12 protein-coding genes are annotated in these 21320 nt (G+C 41.2%); 2 read left to right on the top strand and 10 right to left on the bottom strand.

The window, feature by feature from the left end:
• Positions 1 to 560 precede the first annotated feature (560 nt).
• Together KMW37_RS08025 and KMW37_RS08020 are read left to right on the top strand one after the other, a co-directional pair.
• Positions 561 to 2111 carry an arylsulfatase gene (locus tag KMW37_RS08025; RefSeq protein ID WP_246581395.1) on the top strand — a complete coding sequence of 517 codons (1551 nt, stop codon included), beginning with the start codon at positions 561 to 563 and terminating at the stop codon, positions 2109 to 2111.
• A gap of 990 nt (positions 2112 to 3101) precedes the next feature.
• Positions 3102 to 4625, top strand: coding sequence for a LamG domain-containing protein (locus KMW37_RS08020; protein WP_215224097.1), 1524 nt, complete (start codon positions 3102 to 3104; stop codon positions 4623 to 4625).
• Between the two features lie 547 nt (positions 4626 to 5172).
• Here KMW37_RS08020 and KMW37_RS08015 read toward each other — a convergent pair.
• The 10 genes from KMW37_RS08015 to KMW37_RS07970 form a co-directional block, all read right to left on the bottom strand.
• A complete protein-coding gene (locus tag KMW37_RS08015) occupies positions 5173 to 6693 on the bottom strand; it encodes a pyruvate kinase (RefSeq protein WP_215224096.1) in 1521 nt (506 codons plus the stop codon).
• A 1837-nt stretch (positions 6694 to 8530) separates the two neighbouring features.
• Entirely contained in the window at positions 8531 to 9106 is a 576-nt protein-coding gene (locus tag KMW37_RS08010; RefSeq protein ID WP_215224095.1) for a toxin-antitoxin system YwqK family antitoxin, read from the bottom strand.
• A 222-nt stretch (positions 9107 to 9328) separates the two neighbouring features.
• The gene (locus KMW37_RS08005; RefSeq protein ID WP_215224094.1) at positions 9329 to 10024 is read right to left on the bottom strand and encodes a hypothetical protein; all 696 of its coding nucleotides are present in this window, start codon (positions 10022 to 10024) and stop codon (positions 9329 to 9331) included.
• A gap of 195 nt (positions 10025 to 10219) precedes the next feature.
• Positions 10220 to 11020, bottom strand: coding sequence for a hypothetical protein (locus KMW37_RS08000; protein ID WP_215224093.1), 801 nt, complete (start codon positions 11018 to 11020; stop codon positions 10220 to 10222).
• A gap of 13 nt (positions 11021 to 11033) precedes the next feature.
• On the bottom strand, positions 11034 to 11276 hold the full coding sequence (locus KMW37_RS07995; RefSeq protein ID WP_215224092.1) for a hypothetical protein: 243 nt from the start codon (positions 11274 to 11276) through the stop codon (positions 11034 to 11036).
• 189 nt (positions 11277 to 11465) lie between these two features.
• Positions 11466 to 12071 (bottom strand): hypothetical protein, encoded by a 606-nt coding sequence (locus tag KMW37_RS07990; RefSeq protein ID WP_215224091.1) that lies wholly within the window; start codon positions 12069 to 12071, stop codon positions 11466 to 11468.
• A 214-nt stretch (positions 12072 to 12285) separates the two neighbouring features.
• A complete protein-coding gene (locus KMW37_RS07985; RefSeq protein WP_215224090.1) occupies positions 12286 to 13911 on the bottom strand; it encodes a sulfatase family protein in 1626 nt (541 codons plus the stop codon).
• A gap of 1729 nt (positions 13912 to 15640) precedes the next feature.
• Positions 15641 to 17317, bottom strand: coding sequence for a sodium/sugar symporter (locus tag KMW37_RS07980; protein ID WP_215224089.1), 1677 nt, complete (start codon positions 17315 to 17317; stop codon positions 15641 to 15643).
• A gap of 237 nt (positions 17318 to 17554) precedes the next feature.
• Entirely contained in the window at positions 17555 to 19285 is a 1731-nt protein-coding gene (locus KMW37_RS07975) for an amidohydrolase (RefSeq protein ID WP_215224088.1), read from the bottom strand.
• 183 nt (positions 19286 to 19468) lie between these two features.
• Positions 19469 to 21115: an FAD-dependent oxidoreductase gene (locus tag KMW37_RS07970; RefSeq protein ID WP_215224087.1), complete on the bottom strand. Its 1647-nt coding sequence runs from the start codon at positions 21113 to 21115 to the stop codon at positions 19469 to 19471.
• Positions 21116 to 21320 lie beyond the last annotated feature (205 nt).

Here is a 21320-nt window from a genome sequence, read left to right as displayed (position 1 = left end):
AATTATATTGTGTTATCAAGATCAAACAAAAGATTTAACATTAGTACAGGATTAAAAACCTCCTATCTACTGATATTGTATTGAAGGAAAAATCATCATAAGCTGAAATCTGTTCGCTGCTCCAAAGAGGCATAACATTATTAATCCGGTCTGGCAGGACCGGTAAAACTATATCATTGATACCCTGCTTTAGCCGAATTAAGTGTTAGGAAGAGATAAACTTCCCCGCTAAAGCCCATCAAACTCTGAACAGAATTACCCATTCCAATTTGCTTAAAAAAACCAACTTGATCAGTCCATAACAGGAGGAAATAAACAATGTAAATATTTTACGATTACTTATTGAAACCTTCAATATTTATTTATTTTTACTAATAAATCCCGATAAATTCTTACTTTTCCTTTCTTTAGAAGGAATCCTTTAAGATCTATCCAAACCACTCATCACTGGCAATTGCGGTCTATGGGTATGAGAAAGCCGTTGATTTGAAGTTGGAAGGAGAAGAAGGGAGAAACACCTAATTCTAAGAAAATACAAACACCATTTATAATTGAATTCAATGAAATATCACTATTTGATGGCGCTTATAAGCCTTGCAGGTACTGGATTGTTCAGCAGCTGTCAGTCCTCCGCAACGAGCGAGGAAGCTAAAAACGAAAAGCCCAATATCATCTATATCCTGGCGGATGACCTGGGCTATGCCGAGTTGGGCAGCTATGAGCAGGAACTGATAGAAACACCGAACTTAGATGCCTTGGCAGCCAGCGGTATGCGCTTCACGGACCATTATTCCGGCGCTCCTGTTTGTGCCCCTTCCAGATTTGTTTTATTGACCGGGAAGCATTTGGGACATGCCTTTATCCGTGGAAATGACGAGTGGGATTCCAGAGGGGATGTTTGGGATTATGAAAAAGCCATCAATGATCCCAACTTGGAAGGCCAAAGACCATTTCCAAAAGAAGAAACCACCATTGGTGAAGTTCTACAAGGTGTGGGATACACCACGGGCATCGTGGGCAAATGGGGACTGGGCGCCCCAATGACCGAAGGCATTCCGAATAATCGGGGATTTGATTTCTTTTATGGCTATAACTGCCAAAGACAAGCCCATAACCTTTACCCTAGACATCTTTGGAAAAACAAGGAAAAAGTCTGGTTGGACAATGAAATCGTAGCCCCGGGCACTAAGATACCCGAGGGAGCAGATCCTTATGAATTGGCCAGCTATGATAAATTTTTCCAACAGGACTATGCTCCTGAATTGATGCAAAAGGAAGTGCTAGGCTTTATAGAGGAAAACAAGGACCAACCATTTTTCCTATATTATGCCTCTCCCCTTACCCATGCTCCATTGCAGGTACCACAGGAATACGTGGACAAGTATGTCAAGAAATTCGGGGATGAGGAGCCTTATTTGGGCAACAAGGGATATTTCCCTACCCGCTACCCAAAAGCCACCTATGCGGCCATGGTCACTTACCTGGATGCACAGGTAGGTGAAATCGTGGCCAAGCTCAAGGAAACAGGGCAATATGAAAACACCTTAATCATCTTTACTTCCGATAATGGGCCAACCTATAATGGGGGTACCAATTCCCCCTTCTTCGACAGCGCCAAACCTTTCAAAAGCGAATATGGCTGGGGCAAGGGCTTTGTGCATGAGGGTGGTATCCGTGTTCCTATGATTGCCTCTTGGGAAGGAAAAATCAAAGCAGGTAGCACAACAGACCTGGTTTCTGCATTCTGGGATGTAATGCCTACTCTGGCAGAGGTGGCCGGTACCAAAGCCCCAGAAAACATCGATGGTATCAGCTTTTTACCAGAATTGTTGGGTGAGTCTGACCAAAAGGAACATGAATTCCTTTACTGGGAATTCCCTTCATACCAAGGCCAGCAAGCGGTAAGGATGGGCAAATGGAAAGGCATCCGCAAGGATATATTTAAGGGCAATATGGACATTGAATTATATGACTTGGAAAAGGATCCCCAGGAGCAAAATAACATTTCCAAGGAGTTCCCGAAAATCACTTCCAAAATCGCTGCGATCATGCAGCAGGCACACACTCCTGCTGCAACCGAAAAATTCCAATTCAAGGAGTTGGGGGATTGATTAAGGACAGGATAATAGATTGTTAACCACAGATAAATGCAGATGGAAATATCCGTCTTCAAGAATTTAAAATCAGTACTAAGTGGTAGGGAGATTGAAATCGGGAGTCAGCAGACTCCCGATTTTTTTTTCCAAGTCACCGTTGCGCTATAGACATGGAACAGCAAGAGTGGCTAATGGTATATTGACCAATGACCTAAAATCCATTTGCCGCCTACCCCGGAGGGGTAAAACATACGTAATCGTCATATCACATAAAATCCCCGCGACCCTGAAGGGGTCGAACAGGGGCGTAAAAACAGCCTACCTTTTAGCATAAAGTTTGGAGATTTATGGTGTGGCAGAAATTTATCTGGACAGATCGAAATAAGGAGTCAGGAGACTCCTACTTAATTAATTGTTCCAAGTCACCGCTACGTTAAAGACTTGGAACAGCAGGATTAAATTTAAAGCAGTACTAGGAGGCTAATGATATATTGCCTCATAAACTACGATAGATTTACTACTTACCCCGGAGGGGTAAAACATACGTAATCGTCATATCACATAAAATCCCCGCGACCCCGAAGAGGGTCGAACAGGGGCGTAAAAGTGAACCTGCCTTTTAGTGTGGCAGAAATTTATATGGAGAGATCGAAATAAGGAGTCTGGAGACTCCAACTTATTAATTGTTCCAAGTCACCACTGCGCTAAAGACTTGGGACAACGAGGCAATGACTGTGCAAGATCCTCTGCATAAGCATTGCTCTTAGGACAAGGTCGATAATTATCCTGAGTGATCAATTAAAGAGCAGCCAATTCTAAAGATTCACTTTTTGCTAAAACTTTTTAGGGATGCATTTATTTAATTATGCAACTGATATACAAATCCCTTTTGCTCATCCCTGATAGCACTGAATCCGCTCCTATTAACGAATGATTTTTTGTACCTTTTTTACCTGTTACGTGTAAATTTTGTCTGTTTCCATTTTTTATTAACCTTTTTAACCCATGAAAAAATTAACCAAAAACCTTCTTATCCTTACAGGGTGGATTATAACCCTATTAACATTTTCCTGTGACATTCAGGAAAAAGACGCACTCGAACAACAACTGGTTAAATTCAGCTTTGAAGCTCCTAATTTATCCGCCCCAAATGAAAGGAGGCAACCAAATATGGAACAAGTAGCCGCGGTGATTGTGAGCATTAAAGATGCCAATGATAAAACTGTTGTGACCGCTAAAAAACTATCGCTTTTTAACTTCAACGGCAGTTATATCAGTGAACCCTTGATGCTAAAACCGGGAAATTACTTCCTCTATGAGTTTATGGTACTGGGACGGAACAATAAAGTAAAATATGCCAGCCCAATGGAAGGCTCAGCCAAATCCTACCTGGTGATGCAACCCCTAGAGATCGCCATCAAGGTGGATAAAAACACCGTGGAGCAGATCATTCCCGAGGTACTTTCCATAACTGATGCCACACCCGAGGACTTTGGTTATGCCTCCTTCAGTTTTGATCCCATCGACACTTTCGAATTTCCAATTGCAGTTTTTGTTCAGGGGAATGACAAGGAGGACCCGGTACCTGCTACTGCCCAAATTTCCATCTATGATAGGAGTCAGAAATTTTCCTATTCTACAGAATTGATAGCCGAAACGAATTGGCTAAACCTTCCCGAGCACTATAATAACTATAGTCTAAAGATTCAAAAAACCGGATTCCAAGACTTTCTACAAACCTTTAAAAGTTCAGCACTTCAAGATGATTATGATAAACACAATCCACTCATCATTATCCTTAAACCCGAAGAAGACCAGTTGGTTTTCTGGAACAAACTGGGAAGTGATGAAGAAGTCCTGAACAGTGAAGTAGGCCCCAATCTGGAACTATTTTACGATGAGAATATCCTCATCAACCGGGAATATGTCCCAGGGGTTGAAGGAAATGCAGTCACCATGACCTCCTATGATTTTGACACTCCCATCTTTCTCTCTGTACCTAACCTCGTGCTCAATAACCTTCCATCAATCATTGACCCTGAACGGGGAACCATTGAATGCTATTATTTCCAAACAGGAATTGCTAGCTTCGATTCTGGGGATAGTAACCATATATTTGATGGAAGATTAGGCCTTGGCTCCGGCATGGGATTTGAAAATTGGGGCACAGGTGACCAGCCTGATGATGGTGATATCAATTATGCATATTCTCAATTGGAATTTTACTTGGAATTTGGCGGAAATCGGGTGGCCATTAGCGTTCCAAATTTTGATTATAATCCTGATAATAGAGACAAATGGATTCACTTGGTAGTCGTTTGGGACAGATCGGGCATTGATGGTTCCGGGGAAACCATCCAATTATATATTAATGGAGAAAAAGCAGCCGCCACAAGCGAAGCAGGATGGGGCACTAAAGTAGGCGAACAAGCAGATATTGCAGGTGGCACAAGTGATTGGTGGGATCGCAAGAAACCATTTTATATCGATGAGCTGAAAATATATAATTATGCCAAAACGGATTTTTAATCTTTGATAACTGATAAACGGAGGCAATATTTAAAGGCCATAGGAATTCTAGCACTTGTCTTTTAAATCAAAAATCTTATCATTCTGACGATAGAGCTTGTCCCGAGGATATCGGGAAAGAATCTCTTTCCACATCATTACCGGAAGAGATCCTTCCTTAGTCAGGATGACAAGTTATGTGACTGCCTCCCTTCCTAAGCGCTCTCCGAGCCCTCTCTGGTTAAATTCAAAACAGTACTAGTTCACTAATGGTATATTGACCAATAACCTATAACCAATTTGCTACTTACCCCGGAGGGGTAAAACATACGTAAACCTGATGCCTCAAAAATCCACGCGACCCCGAAGGGAGTCGAACAATCTCATAAAACGGAACCTGCCTTTTGGCTAATAGATCGAAACGGGCAGTCTGGAGACTCCAACTTATAATCGTTCCAAATCACCGCTGCGCTAAAGACTTGGAACAGCAAGAGATATCGACAGAATAACAGCCTATCTTCCTCTGAGTCCTCCGATCCCCCTATGGTTAAATAAAAAACAATCAGCCCTAATCCCCTTTGCTCTGCTTTTTAACAAATTGAGTTGCGACATTCAAGGCCCGCATGGCATTCTTTTTCTTACGGGTATGGCCTTCCATTCTGGATAGGATATCCTTTAATACCCGGATAGCATGAAGGATATTGGGGCCCTTGTTCAACATGACGCACTCCGCCTGTACAGACAGGGTCACATCACTGATCTCTGCCCTGGTGGGAATGCCTGTCTTGGCCAGGTTCTCCAGCACTTGCGTGGCCCAGATCACTGGAATATGCGCCGCCTCACACAACCACAAGATTTCATTTTGCACCTCCGAAATCCTTTCAAAGCCTATTTCCACGGCCAGGTCGCCACGGGCGATCATCACCCCGATTTCATCCCGTTCCATGCCCTTGATCAAGATTTCAGGGAGATGTTCAAAAGCCTCCCTGTTTTCTATTTTAAAGACAATCCCCAAATGTTCAGATTGGTATTTTTCAAGTTCTCGATAAAGAATTTCAACATCCTTAGCCGTCCGAACAAAGGAATACCCTAAGATGTCCGCATATTGGCAAACAAAGGGTAGATCGGCTTCATCCTTTTTGGTCAGGGCCGGCAAATTCAGTTGGGTTTGGGGCAGGTTGATCCCTTTATGGGAGCCAATTTTTGACTTATGGCATTCGGTCAATTCCAGCTTCAGATGATGCTCCTTTTTATCCACCACAATGCCTTTGACCATCCCATCATCAAATAAAATGCTGTCCCCAATTTTTGCATCATCCACTACCTCATTGAGCAGCACTCTAATTACTTTTTCTTCCTTATCCTGCTTTTTATCGGGTTTTGACCCTTTATGGAAATCTTCTTTTTTTGCCAGTATGATTTGCTCGCCCACCTGAACAGGCATGCTCTTTTTACTTTTGCCTTTCTTGGAAATATATTCAATCTTGGCAGTGCGGAGTTTGGGGCCGGACAGGTCCATATAGATATTGATCTTGCGACCGGTTTCCTTTTCTGCGGCCCTGATATTGGCAATCATCTTCTTCCACATTTCCTTATTGCCATGGCTCAGATTGATCCTGGCGATCTCCATCCCACTCAAGATCATGTCCTTGATCAAGTCCTTATCCTCAACGGATTCATCCGGCAGGGTGACCATGATTTTGGTAAAATGCTCCTTCTTGGTCTCATTGAACAGACTGTTGGCATGCAGGCGGATAAGCTCAAAACTCTTTGTATAGCCGATGCTGTCTAAATCATATTTTAAATGAAATGGAGTATTCAGGATCAGGTGCAGGTTCTTGACCACATTGAAGAGGTTGCTATACACATAACCTTCCGCTGATCTCAAGGAAGAAACCCCTAGGTCTGACAAAGGGCCATGGTATTTCCTCAAATCCTTATTGCGCAGGATCAGGTAACGCATCAGGTTTTTGGCACTGAGCTGATAATAGGGATGTACTTTTTGGGTATAGTTATCGATAAAAGTTTCGCTGCCAATGATCTCAGCAAGAATTTCCGAAAGTTCCTTTACTAATACCTTAGTGTCCATTTTTGACAAATTTTCATTTTAAATTTGATGACGGTATTCTAAAGTTTAAATGTGTGCCATATTCACCATAATTCGCCTTTTATGACATTTTAGCTATCATCTACTATGTTACTTTTTTGCTTCAGGTCAAAAAAGTAACCAAAACCTGTCCGCCTAAGGAGGAAACCCCGCCGCTGTACATCTATTTAGCTAAAATTGAAGTCCTCCCTCATGCAGACAAACTCCTCCTGATTATCTGCCAATCACTTTTGCGAGCAGCAACACGTCAAACATGCCTGCATCTTTTTCCAACCCTCTTCTTAAATTTCTTAACGCTCAATACCTGCAAGGCGGTCAAATCAATTCAATGGTATGGCCTCTGATAAATTTCACAATTAGCTAAATGACAGCCTCAGCTTCTAAACTAATTTAAGGAGAATTATGGGGATAAAGGCGGATTAAGGGGAATATAAAATAGGGCTATTCAGCGCTTTGCAGGTAGAATTAGATTTTCATATGCTTAAGTTATTTTTCTTGTCCTTTTATTCAGGTATATATAGACTTTTAAAGGTTATCATGAATGCTTCGCATTTCTCCCGAAAGCTTTCGGGACAAGCTATTGATGAAAAGGACCAAAAATCTAGGCCTTTGAAATATCCCTCCTTCGGCGGGCAAGCTCTTCAAATTGATAGATTTCGATTTCAATGGTACTACTTTTACCCAATTTAATTTTGAAAAATTGCTATTGGTTAAAAATGAGTGGATCTTGCTCGTCCACTTCGCAAGCTAACCCATTTTCTTAACACCCTCCGAAATTGTTCAAAACCGGATATTCCAAGGGCCTCCTTTAAGGATCAATAATAATATATAGACCTTACTCTATTAGTTGCAATATTCCGAAGTGCCAAATAAAATGGCTTGGTTATATGGTACTTTTCAGATATTCTTTTCTTTATGATTTTGCTTTTCCCTACCGCTAATGCAGAAGGCTGTTAATCGTAGATATCTAAAGGTTAGTACGAGGGGTTGAACGAAATTTAGCCTGGACCTATCCAAAGGGACACCCAAATAACACCCTTTGAAAAATACCACAGTTTCTTAGAATTTAGCCAAAAGTAAACGTATCCTATACTAGGGGTATACTAGGCATGGGAGCATCCATAGGGGGACGAGCGTGAAGAAAACAGTCAGGGACTGTTTTTAGCGAGTGGCCAGCTTGCAGGTCAGCCCCACCCTATTCCTCCCCCAAAACCACCAAATAAGGAAATTAACTGGACTCTCTCTTTTAATTTCGACTGTAATAATTCCCACTCCCAAGTTTATATTCGTTCAACATTACAGGAATTACAAATTCCAAGGATGCGAAGGTGTATCCAAAGCTCCACTTGATCTATACTACCCGAGTAAGTGGAGCAAATCACCAAATCCCTATTCACTGCTGACTGCTCATCAGAAGAAAAACTTTATTTGACTGAATTTGGCAGAACTCTATTATTGTGGACTGGGTCTCGGCTCTCTAGCCTTTTTCTAGCAGCTACCTTGGGGTTTCCTTGGGGATACGTTACCTACAGGTAAATTATTTCTTAGAAATATGCAAAACTAAAGCAATCAGTCCCAACCAAATAAAATTTGGACGTTCCCTAGACGTTCCCACGATGTCTCCTCGATGTTCCTACGATATCTCCTCGATGTACTATGCTTGAATAGTAACTGCAGGCTAATGTTTTAGGTTTAAAACTGGGATATTAAACAAGTCCAACAGCAACGGTGACCTATAACCGTAAATGGACCATCCCAATAACCGGGAGAAACACGGCTTGATTGTTTAATTTTCAGAAACTTCTCTTAAGTGATGGTGCTATTCTATTACCTTCCCATCAATGGAATACCTTACTCCTTTGTATCCATCTCCATTTGGAGTGACAAGCTTATAAAGTTCTCCTGTTCTGTAATAGGCTCTCAGAGTATCAATCAATATTCCGTTTTGGAAAGTCCCTTCTATTCTAAGCTTCCCATTACGATAGTAATCCATTACTTTTCCATTGGCAAGGTTGTCGGGACTACAAAGAAAATACTTAGGTGGTATGTTGGGGGTATTTCCAATCGATTTACTGGGCTTTATCCAAACTATACTTTGCAGTTGAGACAGGTTGAAGGTATCTCGAACTGTTTCTTGTGTACTGATAGATATATTAATTGGTGCTTCTGAAACAGCTCGGCAAACCAATGTATAATTACCTGTTTTGGGAAGTGTAACAGAAGGCCTTCCTACATAATTTTTTCCATCATTATTAGTAGAATCTACTATCCTCCAAAATACTCCGCTTTTCACAGGTTCTTCCGTACATGGATCAATAAATACAGGACTATAAACAATTTGTCCAAATGTCATTTGGGACCATATTAGTCCCAAGGTAAAGAATAGTATTTTCATTTTTTTGAGCATTAAAGTTAAAAGTAAACTGAATGGATAACAGTGGGTAGCATGGCGGTATCTCACCTATATCTGAAAATAGTTCAGGCTTACTGGAATTACAAATTCCAAGGATAGGAAGGTGTAGCCATAAACTTACCCGGTGGGGGATATTTGACTTAACATTAAAGAAGTTTCACTAGCTACCTAATCATTATTCCGCTCTCCATACCCCTATCACCTTCAAACGGCCTGGGGCATGGCAGTTTTTAATTGTTCATTTAAGCTGCTAATATAGGCTTTCCTTTTTACCAGCTCACCAAGACTGGCCTCAAAGGTTTGGATATCCTTCAATTTAGGAAAGGCTAATTTCCCCTTGGCGATGGAAGCGCTTATCAGGACATTGAAGAAATTGTAGAGCAAAATCAGCTTTTGCAAATAATCAGTCTTCACCCGCTTAAAGCCTATTTTCCGAGCAGTTCTTTCATTAATGATATAGCTTGTCCCACGGATAAGCCTCTCATCCGCCTGCTGTTTTTCATTTTCTGCTATCAAGTGCAATAGCCCCTCCAGATATTGTTGGATAATCAATCGCTGCCGCGCTTTGCCATTCAGCTTCCGATCGATCACAAAAACATAATCGAATAAAGTGCCACCATGAACTTTCACCAGCCCATTCTTTTCTGGCTCTGAAAGAAAAAGCCAGGAATGGTAGCGCAGCTTTCCGCTTTCCCTTAAGGAAGGCACATCAAAAAAGGGAGCTATGATGGACAAGACAATCGAAAAAACCAAAATCCCAATAAGGTAAATCCCCGTAGACCATGAAACCAAAAAGGCCATCAACACCAACAGCAAGGCCCCAAAACCAATCAAAAACTGAATTTGAATTTGCTGTCCCCGAGACTTGCTATAATACCTATGTTCCAAATTCCCGCGCACTTTATATTTCGCTATAAATATAAGCTATCTTGTTCAGGGGTATTACTTGATCCCATATTTAGATTCATAGCCTAGGTGTAGATTGCATCTACACCTAAATATCTTCTTTATCCCTATCTAACATCTTAACCTAAGCTGGCCATTTGCAATGGCCTATATCCATGACTAGCAGTTTATCACAAGAAGTGTGCAGTTTTATTTATTCATTTGTTCTGAACTTGGAATGTTCACAATTCCACAGCCTTCAATTAACCATTGATTATCTACTTTCTTTACTTTTACAGTAACTTTATACTCTTCCCAGTCAATTCCGCTAAAAATTAAAAAATTAGAATTTGGTTTAATCATATCAAGTTGAAAACCCTTGTCAGGAAAATCATTTCCATCTAAAATTGGGTCGAAGCCTAAACCATAATCCGGTTCCTTTTCATATGCTTGGTTGATTATTTGAGTTAAGTTTGATTTAAAACTATTTGTCGAAAGGTTGTTAGAGTTTACCCATTCTATAATCCCTAGCGCCTCATTCATTTTCATTATGTTTTTTACATAGCCGTTAATAAACTCATCTGCCAATTTAGATTTTGGATTGTCTATTTGGTCTTCATATTCAATTATTGCCCATTCTCTTTTGGTCATAGCATTGATTAAAGTAGAATCATTTGATTCTGAAATCAAGAAACCATTCTCTACTTTGAATTTAGAGTGGGGCACTTTATTATATAATGCTGTAATATTTTCCGTAATTAAATCACATCTCGGACAGCCAGTAATTGTTCCGTCATTAAAATAGCCAATTAATCCTCCATTTGCATAAAACAGAAATCGTAAATTTCTTTCTTGAGTTTCTTTATTGGTTATTGCCTTTGTTGGATGGATACTATCATTCAAAATAGTATCTCCTTTTAGACTTGCACTCTCATTGTTAGATTTATTCTTTTGAGCACAACTAGCCCAAAAAAGAGCGATACTTAAAAATAATATTCTGAAAGTGTTCATTTTTTGGGGGAGCTTACATGCAACAAGAAATATCCAATTTATCTGAAAAGTCCTTATCATATACTGTAAAGTCTTCTATTACATTTATCCTTTTATCGGTATCTAAAGTGTTTTTGATAAAATTAACGATATCAAAAAAATCGGATGTACCTCGATTTGCTATTTCAAATTCATCGTTGGAGTAAGAAATAATATTTGAGTATTGCGAAGACGCTATCTCATTATTAATTCTTGTATTTTCATCTAAAGTAGGCATAATAATTTCTAATTTTCATCATTTGCTACAGTGTTACTCTTACCTTGCACACGACGGTTTCCATATGGCTTGTGGCGGTTTCGAAGCACTATTCTGTCCACCGAAACCAAAGCTGGCTACGGAGCGAAAGCCTTGCTGGCAGCCGTTCACCCGCCATAAGCTATATGCTTAGTTATTGGGCACTGTTTTTTATTCTTTTTTGTCATAGTTGGCAGGAAATTTCTCCTTGCCGTAAATCCATAAAAACTTGTCAATCTCTTTTAAGTTATGTCTGGTAAGGTTATAATGGTCGGCAAAGTCCTCAATGATTTGCTTGAATTTATTAAAGTCCTTTAAGTCGGATTGTCTAAAGTTTGAGAACTTATCTTTCCTTTTGTAAGCCATTAAAACCTTGTCAACGAAACTGTCATAAATGGCGTATTTATCTCTATTGTGCCAATTACAATATTTAGTTGCAAAAGAATAGAAGTTAATTTCCCTGTTGTTCTTTTTTGTTCTGATGTCATGTCCTTTGGCAATTCGATGAACAATGTCAGGGTCCCCCGATTGTAATCCTTGGTCAATGTCTTGTTGCTGAATATGCTTTGCCATTTTGAAAGTCCCAAGAATGTTAGTGCTGTACAGATCATTAATAACGCTCAATTTCAAGAGGATGTCCTCTAATTTTTTGTTGTTGGGGAATGCTTTAAACAGATTGATTATGGCTTGGTCAGCAGGATAATATCTCTCGTCATTATTGAACTGGTCAATGTACTTGTCGAGTAGGTCATTTGTCGGTGTTTGAAGTTCCGTCATTCTTTGTTTTTTCAAATAGTGCCAACCCTGTATATCTATAAACCAAAGGTGTAACAAGCCTCAGTCATTTGTTGGCTTGGTGCACCTTTGGTGAGTTTTATTTTAAAATATCCTTTGGACATACCCTCCAAAACTAAAGAATGCCTAAAACAAAAAAAACACCCCACCTAGGGTATTTTTAACTTATTACTAAATAATATTCACTAGCAGCATATCAATTATTCCGCTTATTTACCACTTCCAAATATTCTTTTAAATAGCGCTGGTCATTTTCGTCGCTGTCCCCATAGCCATTTCTTAGCTCAGTCAGCTTCTTATGCATCATTTCTTGTACCTCCGCATAGGCGGGATCATCATAGATATTGTGCATCTCCTCGGGGTCCTTTTCCAGGTCATACATTTCCCATTCGTCGATATCATAGTAGAAATGCATCAACTTATACCTTTTGGTAGCCACCCCATAATGTCGCTTCACCATATGCACGGAAGGATATTCATAATAGGTATAGTAAATCGCATCCCGCCAGTCTTTCTGCTCACCGCTGACCAAATGCCTGAAGGACTCACCCTGCATATCCGCAGGAACCTCCACCCCAGCATAGTCCAAAAAGGTAGGGGCAAAATCCAGGTTCTGCACCAGTTCGTTGATCTCCGTTCCTGCTTTGATTTCCTTAGGATATTTCACCAATAGCGGGGTCCTAAAGGACTGCTCATACATAAAGCGCTTATCAAACCAGCCATGCTCGCCCAGGTAAAATCCTTGGTCGGAAGTATAGACCACAATGGTATTTTCCGCCAAGCCATTTTCCTCCAGATAGTCCAGCACCTCCCCTACGCCATCATCCACGGACTGAATGGTCCTCAGGTAATCCTTGATATAGCGGTTGAACTTCCAGATGGCCACCTCATCTTCCTTGTCCTTGCCAAAATCAATGCCTTCGCCCTTATTATAGGCCTTTTTGAAGGCTTCGTTTTTGGGATCATAAGCGGCATTCCAAGCGGCCAGTTGCTCGGGGTTAAACCTGGCCAGCTCTCGATGGAAGCCCGTGCTGTCCCCATTGGGATCCACCACCATTTTAAAATCATGGCCCCACATGGCATGTCCATCGACTTCCATTTCTTGGGTTTTGGCCGCCGTGCCCCGACCGTTATAATTGGTCTTCTGGTCGAAATAATTGGCCGGTGGATCAAAGGTCTTATCATCAAAAAGCGTCAGGTATTCCGGTGCCGGCTTCCAGTTCCTATGCGGTGCCTTTTGGTGGAACATCAGCATAAAGGGCTTCTCCTGATCCCGGTCGTTTTTCAGCCAGTTCAGGGCCGCATCGGTGGTTATATCGGTCACATAGCCCTCAAACCTTTTTCGCTCCCCATCCACGATAAAATCGGGATTATAATAATGGCCTTGGCCGGGCAAGACCATGGAATAGTTGAATCCCTGTGGCAGGCCTGCCAGGTGGATCTTGCCGATCAGGGCGGTCTCATAACCATTGGTCTGAAGCTGCTTGGCAAAATTGTCCTGCCCCCAGTCAAAGGGCTGCACATTGTCCACCTTGCCATTGATAAAGCTGTGCTTTCCGGTAAGGATCACCGCACGGCTGGGCGCACAGATGGAATTGGTCACATAGGCCCGGTTGAAAATGGCCCCTTCCTGGGCGATCCGATCGATATTGGGGGTTTCATTGAGGCCATGTCCATAGGCACTGATGGCCTGATAGGCATGGTCATCGGCCATGATAAAGATGATATTGGGCTGTTTGGCTTCGGAATCTTCCTCAGCCTTTTGGCAGGAAGCTAGGAAGCTTATTAAAAGTAAGGAAAGGAGAAGGTTTGTTGGTTTCATAAAGGTTGGGGGTATTGTTAAAGTATTAAAATGCTTTTACCGAATATACATAATTCGCTGCGCTTGGCTTAATTCAAATTTATTTAGTTTAAAAAAGTCTTATAGTTATGGTGTTTTATAAGTTTTAATGGGGTTTTCTGTTCTTTTCCATTGATGAAAAGAACCAAAAATCTAGGCCTGTGGAACTTCCTTCAAATTGGTCATTTTCGTTTTCGACCTAGCTACTCTTTCCCAATTTAATTTTGAAAAATTGCTCCAGGCTAAAAATGAGTGGATCTTGCTCGTCCACTTCGCAAACTAACTCATTTTCTTAACACCTTCCGCAATTTTTTCAAAACCGGATGTTTCAAGGGCCGAATAAACGGATTTATAATTATACTTCAACAGCATAATGTCTTGACTTTGCTGCAGAGAAAAGTTTTTCGCAACACCCCCAATCACATGGGGACTGACAGCAACTCTTTTCTAAGCTTGGGTATTAGCGGAAAAGGCTGAACAAAACTGAATGGCCAGGGCGGCTAATACAGGATTTTCATAGAGAGCTTTTCCCCGGGCCAAATTGCCTAAAGTCAATATAGCCCAGGTTAAAAAGATTACCCCCCTTTTGGGAGGATACTGATTTTTATAATCATAGCTAGCCCAATCTGTGTTTAATTTATACAAGCATCCTATACATCAAATAAAGGAAAACAGCTTAGCAAGAAATCGCAATTATTAATGGATTATTGCATCCTGCCCTGAAGGGGCAATACATTATTAACCCGGCCCTGCCTTCTATAAAATCTTTAACTATCTGAGTTCTATCCTTGGCAGGGCCAGGGGAAAGGCAAAACCACCCTCCCAGCTTTAGCAGCCTTGACTAAAAAGAGATGTAAGAACTTTCCGCTAAAGCCCAAGCATCTTAAGTTGACAACAACTCAAACTTACCTTGGGTATTAGCGGAAAAGGCTGAACAAAACTGAATGGCCAGGGCAGTTAATACTTTTCCCCAGGTCAATTGCCTAAAGTCAATATAACCCAGTTTTAAAAGATTACACCCTTTGGGGTGATACTAATACCCTTATCTAAACAAATTCAATAGAGATATTCTCAAAACTTAATAGGAAACATAAAAGTAGATAGCTTGAGAAGGAATTTTAATCGCTGACGAATAATTGTTCCCTGCCCCAAAGGAGTAGCATATTGTTAACTCGGTCCTTGCTTGAAAAAATCTTTAATTGTTTAAACGCTATTCTAAACAGCATCGGAAAAAGACAAACCCAAGCTCCCAGCTGCTATTTATCTATTGTTTTCGTATCAGCAATCTTTAATTCGGCCTTTGGTATGATTGGTTTTTACTTTTATTGTGGAAGCCGTTAAAAAAGGAAGTTAGCTCGCGTCGTGGAACAGCAAGATCCACTTCCTTTTAGGCTGTAACAATACAATAAAAATTAAATTGGTATGCACGATCGGTACAATATCATCCCTCCAAATCCAATTTAAAAGTCATATCAATAGCCTAGATTTCCTACCTCCCGGTAGGCGAGGTTTGTTACTTTTTCATCAAGAGTTTGTCCCGAAAGCTTTCGGGAGAAATGCGTAGCATTCATGATGACATATAAGAATAAACACAACCTGAATAAAAAGTAAGACAGAAGAACAGCATAGGCAGAACAACCAAATCCCCTCTTTAAACCAAAAAAGGCAGCTGATCAATCAGCTGCCCTTCCTTTTAACTCTTTAAACACCCTTACCAGAACATGGCATACAGCATAACCAAAATCAAGATGATAGCAAAGCTACAGATATTGAAGATGGGCTCTGTTTTGAACAGGTTCTTGGTAATGATAATGGCTTTTGGATGGGTCGCACCATTGGTTTCCAAATGGCTAAACACGACCATAAAGATCATGGTCAAGATCCAAGTATAGAACATCTGGTCCATAAATGGCAGGTTCAGGAAGAGAGCACTTTCCGACCAGCCATTAGGCGCCACCTTGAAATAGAAGGCCAATGGAATGGAAATCAACACACCCCAAATAGCGGCTTTGTTGGTGGTTTTCTTCCAGAATAATCCCAGCATAAACACGGCCAAAATCCCAGGGCTGACTATACCGGTATACTCCTGGATATATTGGAATACCTGTCCTAAGCTCTTCAACTGGGGCGCCAAAATCACGGCAATCACCAAGGCAATGGATGCAGAAAGACGACCTACATTTACCAGTTTTTGTTCGGAGGCTTTTTTACCAAAATAAGGCTTAAAGATATCCATAGTAAAGATGGTTGCGGTAGAATTCAGCATAGAAGCCAAAGAAGAAACAATGGCTGCTGCCAATGCGGCCAGCACCAAGCCTTTTAATCCGGTTGGCACAAACTGCTTGATCAACCATGGTGCCGCATTATCATTGATAATAGCACCTGTCTCACTGATAAAAGAACCGTCCGTGTGCATGGCTCCTACAGCACCCTCAGGGCTACTGTTCAATACAAAGGCCACGATGCCCGGGATAACGACAATCAAAGGAATCAATAGCTTCAAGAAAGCCGCCAAGACAATTCCTTTTTGGGATTCCTTAAGGCTCTTCGCCGCCAAGGTTCTCTGGATAATATACTGGTTAAAACCCCAGTAATACAGGTTGGCTACCCAAAGCCCTCCTACCAATACAGCAAGTCCTGGCAGATCCCACCAAGCATCTTTCCCGTTCGGTGTGATGATCTCCCCTTTCTCAAGGATCATGGAGAATTTCTCTGGCACCTTCTCATAAATGGTCACCAGGCCATCGATGATTCCACCACCTTCGGTCACATGGGAAAGAGCGATGATGGTCGTGATAAATCCACCTGCAACGAGCAATACTACCTGCACCACATCTGTCCAGGCTACAGCTGAAAGCCCTCCATAAAGGGAATAGGCAGCAGCAAATAAGGCCAATCCAAAAATACAGTAGGTAAAAATAGAACCGGAACCATCACCGATAATGGTATCCAATGCTGTAGCACCTAGGTAGAGTACCGACGTAAGGTTGACAAATACAAATAGACAGATCCAGAAGACTGCTAAAATACTTTTTAGGGTGGTACTATATCGCACCTCCACAAACTCCGGAATGGTATAGAGTTTTTTCTCAATAAATACCGGCAGAAAATACTTCCCTACAATCAATAAGGTCAGCGCTGCCATCCACTCATAAGAGGCAATGGCCAGTCCCACGGCAAAGCCAGAACCGGACATCCCGATAAACTGTTCGGCCGAAATATTGGCTGCAATCAATGAGGCACCAATTGCCCACCAAGGCAGTGATTTACTGGCAAGAAAATAGTCCTCTGAAGTTCCTCCTTTTCCTCTGGAGACCCACAGACCAATACCGATAATGATCAGTCCATAAGTGATAAAGATTATTTTGTCCCAAATGGCAAATTCCATAAAATAGTTATTGTTGAATTGATGTTAGTTAAAATCGACTACAAAGAAGGGTATTAAAATTTGATTTTAATATTAAAAATCGGTTTTAAAATGTCACAATTCATTCAAAAGTCATCCAAATCAGGCTTTAAACACAGCTATGACCAAAGGTCTATATTATTTTAAGGACATGAAATCATTCTTTCTGGGCTTCAAAGTCTGCACCAACTTTTTACCAATTTAAACCTTTTAAAAGCCCTATTGCATTTTGTAAACTGAATTCCCTTCCTTTATGGTTTCCAAAACCTGGATATTCATAATTTCTTCAGGATTGACCTTTAAAGGGTTTTTGTCGAGTATTACCAGGTCAGCCAATTTACCAGGCTCCAAGGTGCCCTTACTGTCTTCCTCAAAATATTGATAGGCTGCCCATTCAGTAATTGATTTTAAGGCTAAATAGGGACTTATTCTCTGGTCCGCTCCCATCACTTCACCTGACCTACTGGTCCTGTTGACAGCAGTATGTAAGATCATTATGGAGCTGGGCAATGCTACTGGGGCATCGTGATGTTCAGTAAAGCGCATGCCCCTTTCCAAGGCCGATTGTGCGGGGGAAATACGATATGCTCTTTCCTTACCAAGGGTTTCATCCCTATGCCAGTCCCCCCAATAAAAAGTATGCATCCCAAAAAAGGAAGGGAAAATCCCCAATACTTTCATGGAATCTAATTGATCTTCCCTTACCGTCTGGGCATGAATCATTATGGTTCTTCTGTCATCATTACCATATTTATCAGCTGCCTTTCTTACGGTACGGATATATTGATCTCCCGCCGCATCTCCATTGCAGTGAGCTAGTATTTGCCAGTTGTTTGAAAAGGCTGAATCTATAAGGGCCATCACATCTTTGTCGTCTCTAATGGCTGGATATCCTCTATAGTCTTTTGACTGTCCCGGAGGTGGAACAATATAGGGTTTGGTAAGCCAGGCTGTTTTACCCTGGGGTGATCCATCCAAAGATAATTTGACTCCAGCAATCCTGAAATGGTTTTTGTATTCAGGGCTGTCACCATTAGCTCTCATATAATCCATTTGGGATTGAATATCTGGGTAAGCGGCCACATCTATAGGCAATTCATTCCGCTCAGCCAATTGTTTCCAAGTTTCGCAGTTATCACTGGTTGCCCTTCCTTCTTGGGCCGTGGTATAACCAAATTTGGTATAGGCTTCCAATCCGGCCAGGGCTATGCTTTCATTTGCCTTGGGGTCCAAGGTCCCCATAAATTTAAAAAGGGGAATAAAAAATGCCATTTCCTCCAATACCCCATTAGGGATATCCGTTCCCTCTTCCCTTCTTATATGTCCCCCTGGAGGATCCTTTACCCCTTGGGAATAATTTATCACTTCCAAAGCTTTGTGGTTCATAGAAGCCAAATGTCCAGATTGATGAATAATCAATACTGGAAACTCTTCGGACACCTTGTCAAGGTCATCCGCTGTGGGATGTCTTCTTTCTTTCAGTTGGGAATCATCATAACCAAAACCTATAATGGCATGATATTTAGCAACTGTTTCTTGATTCTCCGCTTCCCAGTCCTTCAATAAGGCAATTAATTCATCAATACTATTACCAGTGCCATCAGGAGCAGGAAGTAAATTGGCAGAAACTGCTTGAAATCCGGCATTCCAGACATGTCCATGGCCGTCTATAAATCCCGGCACCAAGGTTTTACCCTCCAAGTTGATTTCAGCGCTATTAGGATAGTCATTTATAGCCTCGGACATTGGTCCTGTAAAGACAATTTTCCCATCCTTTTCCACAAGCGCCTCCACATAATTAGGTGCCTCGCCAGCCATGGTGATGATGTCCCCACCATGATAAATGGTTTCATTGCTTTGGTCTGTTGATTCCTCTTGGGATTGCTTACTGTTGCAACTGAAAAGAAAGGCAGCTGACAATATGAACAATAACAAATTGGGCTTTATCATAACTTGGAATTTGGTTCAATTAAAATTACTTCGATCGAATTCCAATCTCAAAATGAAACCTTTAGCCTTTGCTTAAAATTATATAATTGGGCAAACAAAACATTAGGACAATTACAGTATTCAAATAAAACTGGCTTTTTCTGATCTACTTTAATTTGGAAAAAGGAAACAATCCATGAATTGTTAATCCAAATTCAGCACCATTCCCTCTTTCAAAAGCTTTTCCTCCAACTCCTTATAATCCACTGATTGAACGGAAGACTCAGCCTCGATGGCCAAAACAGCAGTAGCAGCAGCAGACTGGCCCAAGATCATAAAAACAGGCTCCATCCTTACCGATCCAAAAGCCGAATGAGTGGAAGAAATACAAACCGGAACCAAAAGGTTTTTACATTCTTCCTCCTTGGGCAAAATAGACCCAAATGATATGGAATAAGGTTGCTTGGGATGCACGCCGATATCGCCCTCATTTTGCACATATCCCTCCTTGGTAAGGTATCGTTGTACATTATGGGAATCAATGCTATAAGAGCCCATGCCTATGGATTCCTTGACTTCCTTTTTACCCATCACCTCTAATTCTGTCATCACTTCCTGCCCCAGCATCCTTCTGGCCTCCCTGATATAAAGCTGATGTGGCCAATTCCCATTATCCCTAAATTCATCCTTGGCCAGTCCCCAGTGCTGCATGTTTTCCCTTACCTTCTCAGGAACTCTTGGATCATTGGAAACAAAATAAAGCAGCCCCTTTTGGTAGCGTTCATGGGCAGCTATAATTTCCCTGCGCTCTTTATAGGAAGCCTCAGGATAGGCATAGTTTTGCCCAATAAAATCGGAGCTGAAAGGACCATGGTTATTGGTATCGGTTTTCCTGTTGGGAATAGCATCAAACTTATTGAACCATTCATCCCAACCTGTTTCAAAGACCCTGGCCAAAAGCTCGTAATTGGCCTGATCATAATCTTCCGGCTTTGGAAAAGGGACACGGTTATCAGGATGGTTGCTCATGCAAAGTCGAAAACAATAGGCCTGAATCTTTTTATCGCCCTGACCATTTTCACCGTTTTCAGTGGCTTGAATATATGGCAAAAGGCCAGAACTGGGATCTCCCTTTACCAAATAGGGATCTACAGGACTTTTGAAATGGTGACCATGGTGAAATACTCCTTTTTGGATTCCATTCCAACTTTCCCCATACTGCTCATTGGATTCCCGGCCAATATGATAGGAGACTTTTGATGCTGCCATCAAATCACCCTCATAAGTGGCATCAATAAATACTTCTGCTTCAAAGCTCTTTCCAGAGAGCATGCTGATTTTTTGGATTTCCCCTCCTTCCATTTGCACCCCATTTTCCCTGTCCAACCATTCATCCCGAAATACCTGAATATCATTTTCAGCAATGAAATCCTCAAAAATCTGCTCAGCCACATGAGGTTCAAAAATCCACATGGTCCGGTCTTCCCCGTCAATAGCAGGGGTGCCCTGCCCCTTATTTCCGTATTCTTCAGATTTTTGCCACCTCCAAGCGTTATCTTCTTGATAGTGTAGATAAACCCTATGATAAAATCCCCTGGCCAAGCCACCAATGGTTTCCTTTTTGCCAGTATCCGTAAAGCCCAGCCCACCAGAAGAAAGACCTCCCAGGTGCTTGTCCGGAGAGACCAATAATACAGATTTGCCCGATTTGGCTACTTCCACAGCAGCTATCACTGCAGAAGAAGTCCCCCCGTAAATGACCACATCTGTCTTATATACTTCCTTTTGTATAAAGGGATATCCTGAGAAACTTATAAAAAAAGCAAATAATAAAAGTAGGGAGGTTTTCATGGGTTATCATTAATTAATCGGAGATAAAAACTAGTTAATCAATCATTTAAGCATTGAAGATATCAAATGCGTTCAAAATACAGTCAGCTATTTCCAATTAATTAATAAAAGTTCCAAAAAAGGTTTCATCCTTCTAATAACCTTAGTATCCAGTCTTTGACTAATTTTTCATATAAAGAAAATACGGACTTCATCCTAGGAAAAT

This window comes from Echinicola shivajiensis (assembly GCF_018642165.1).
GTDB classification, from domain to species: domain Bacteria; phylum Bacteroidota; class Bacteroidia; order Cytophagales; family Cyclobacteriaceae; genus Echinicola; species Echinicola shivajiensis.
This window is presented reverse-complemented; position numbering and strand designations above follow the sequence as displayed.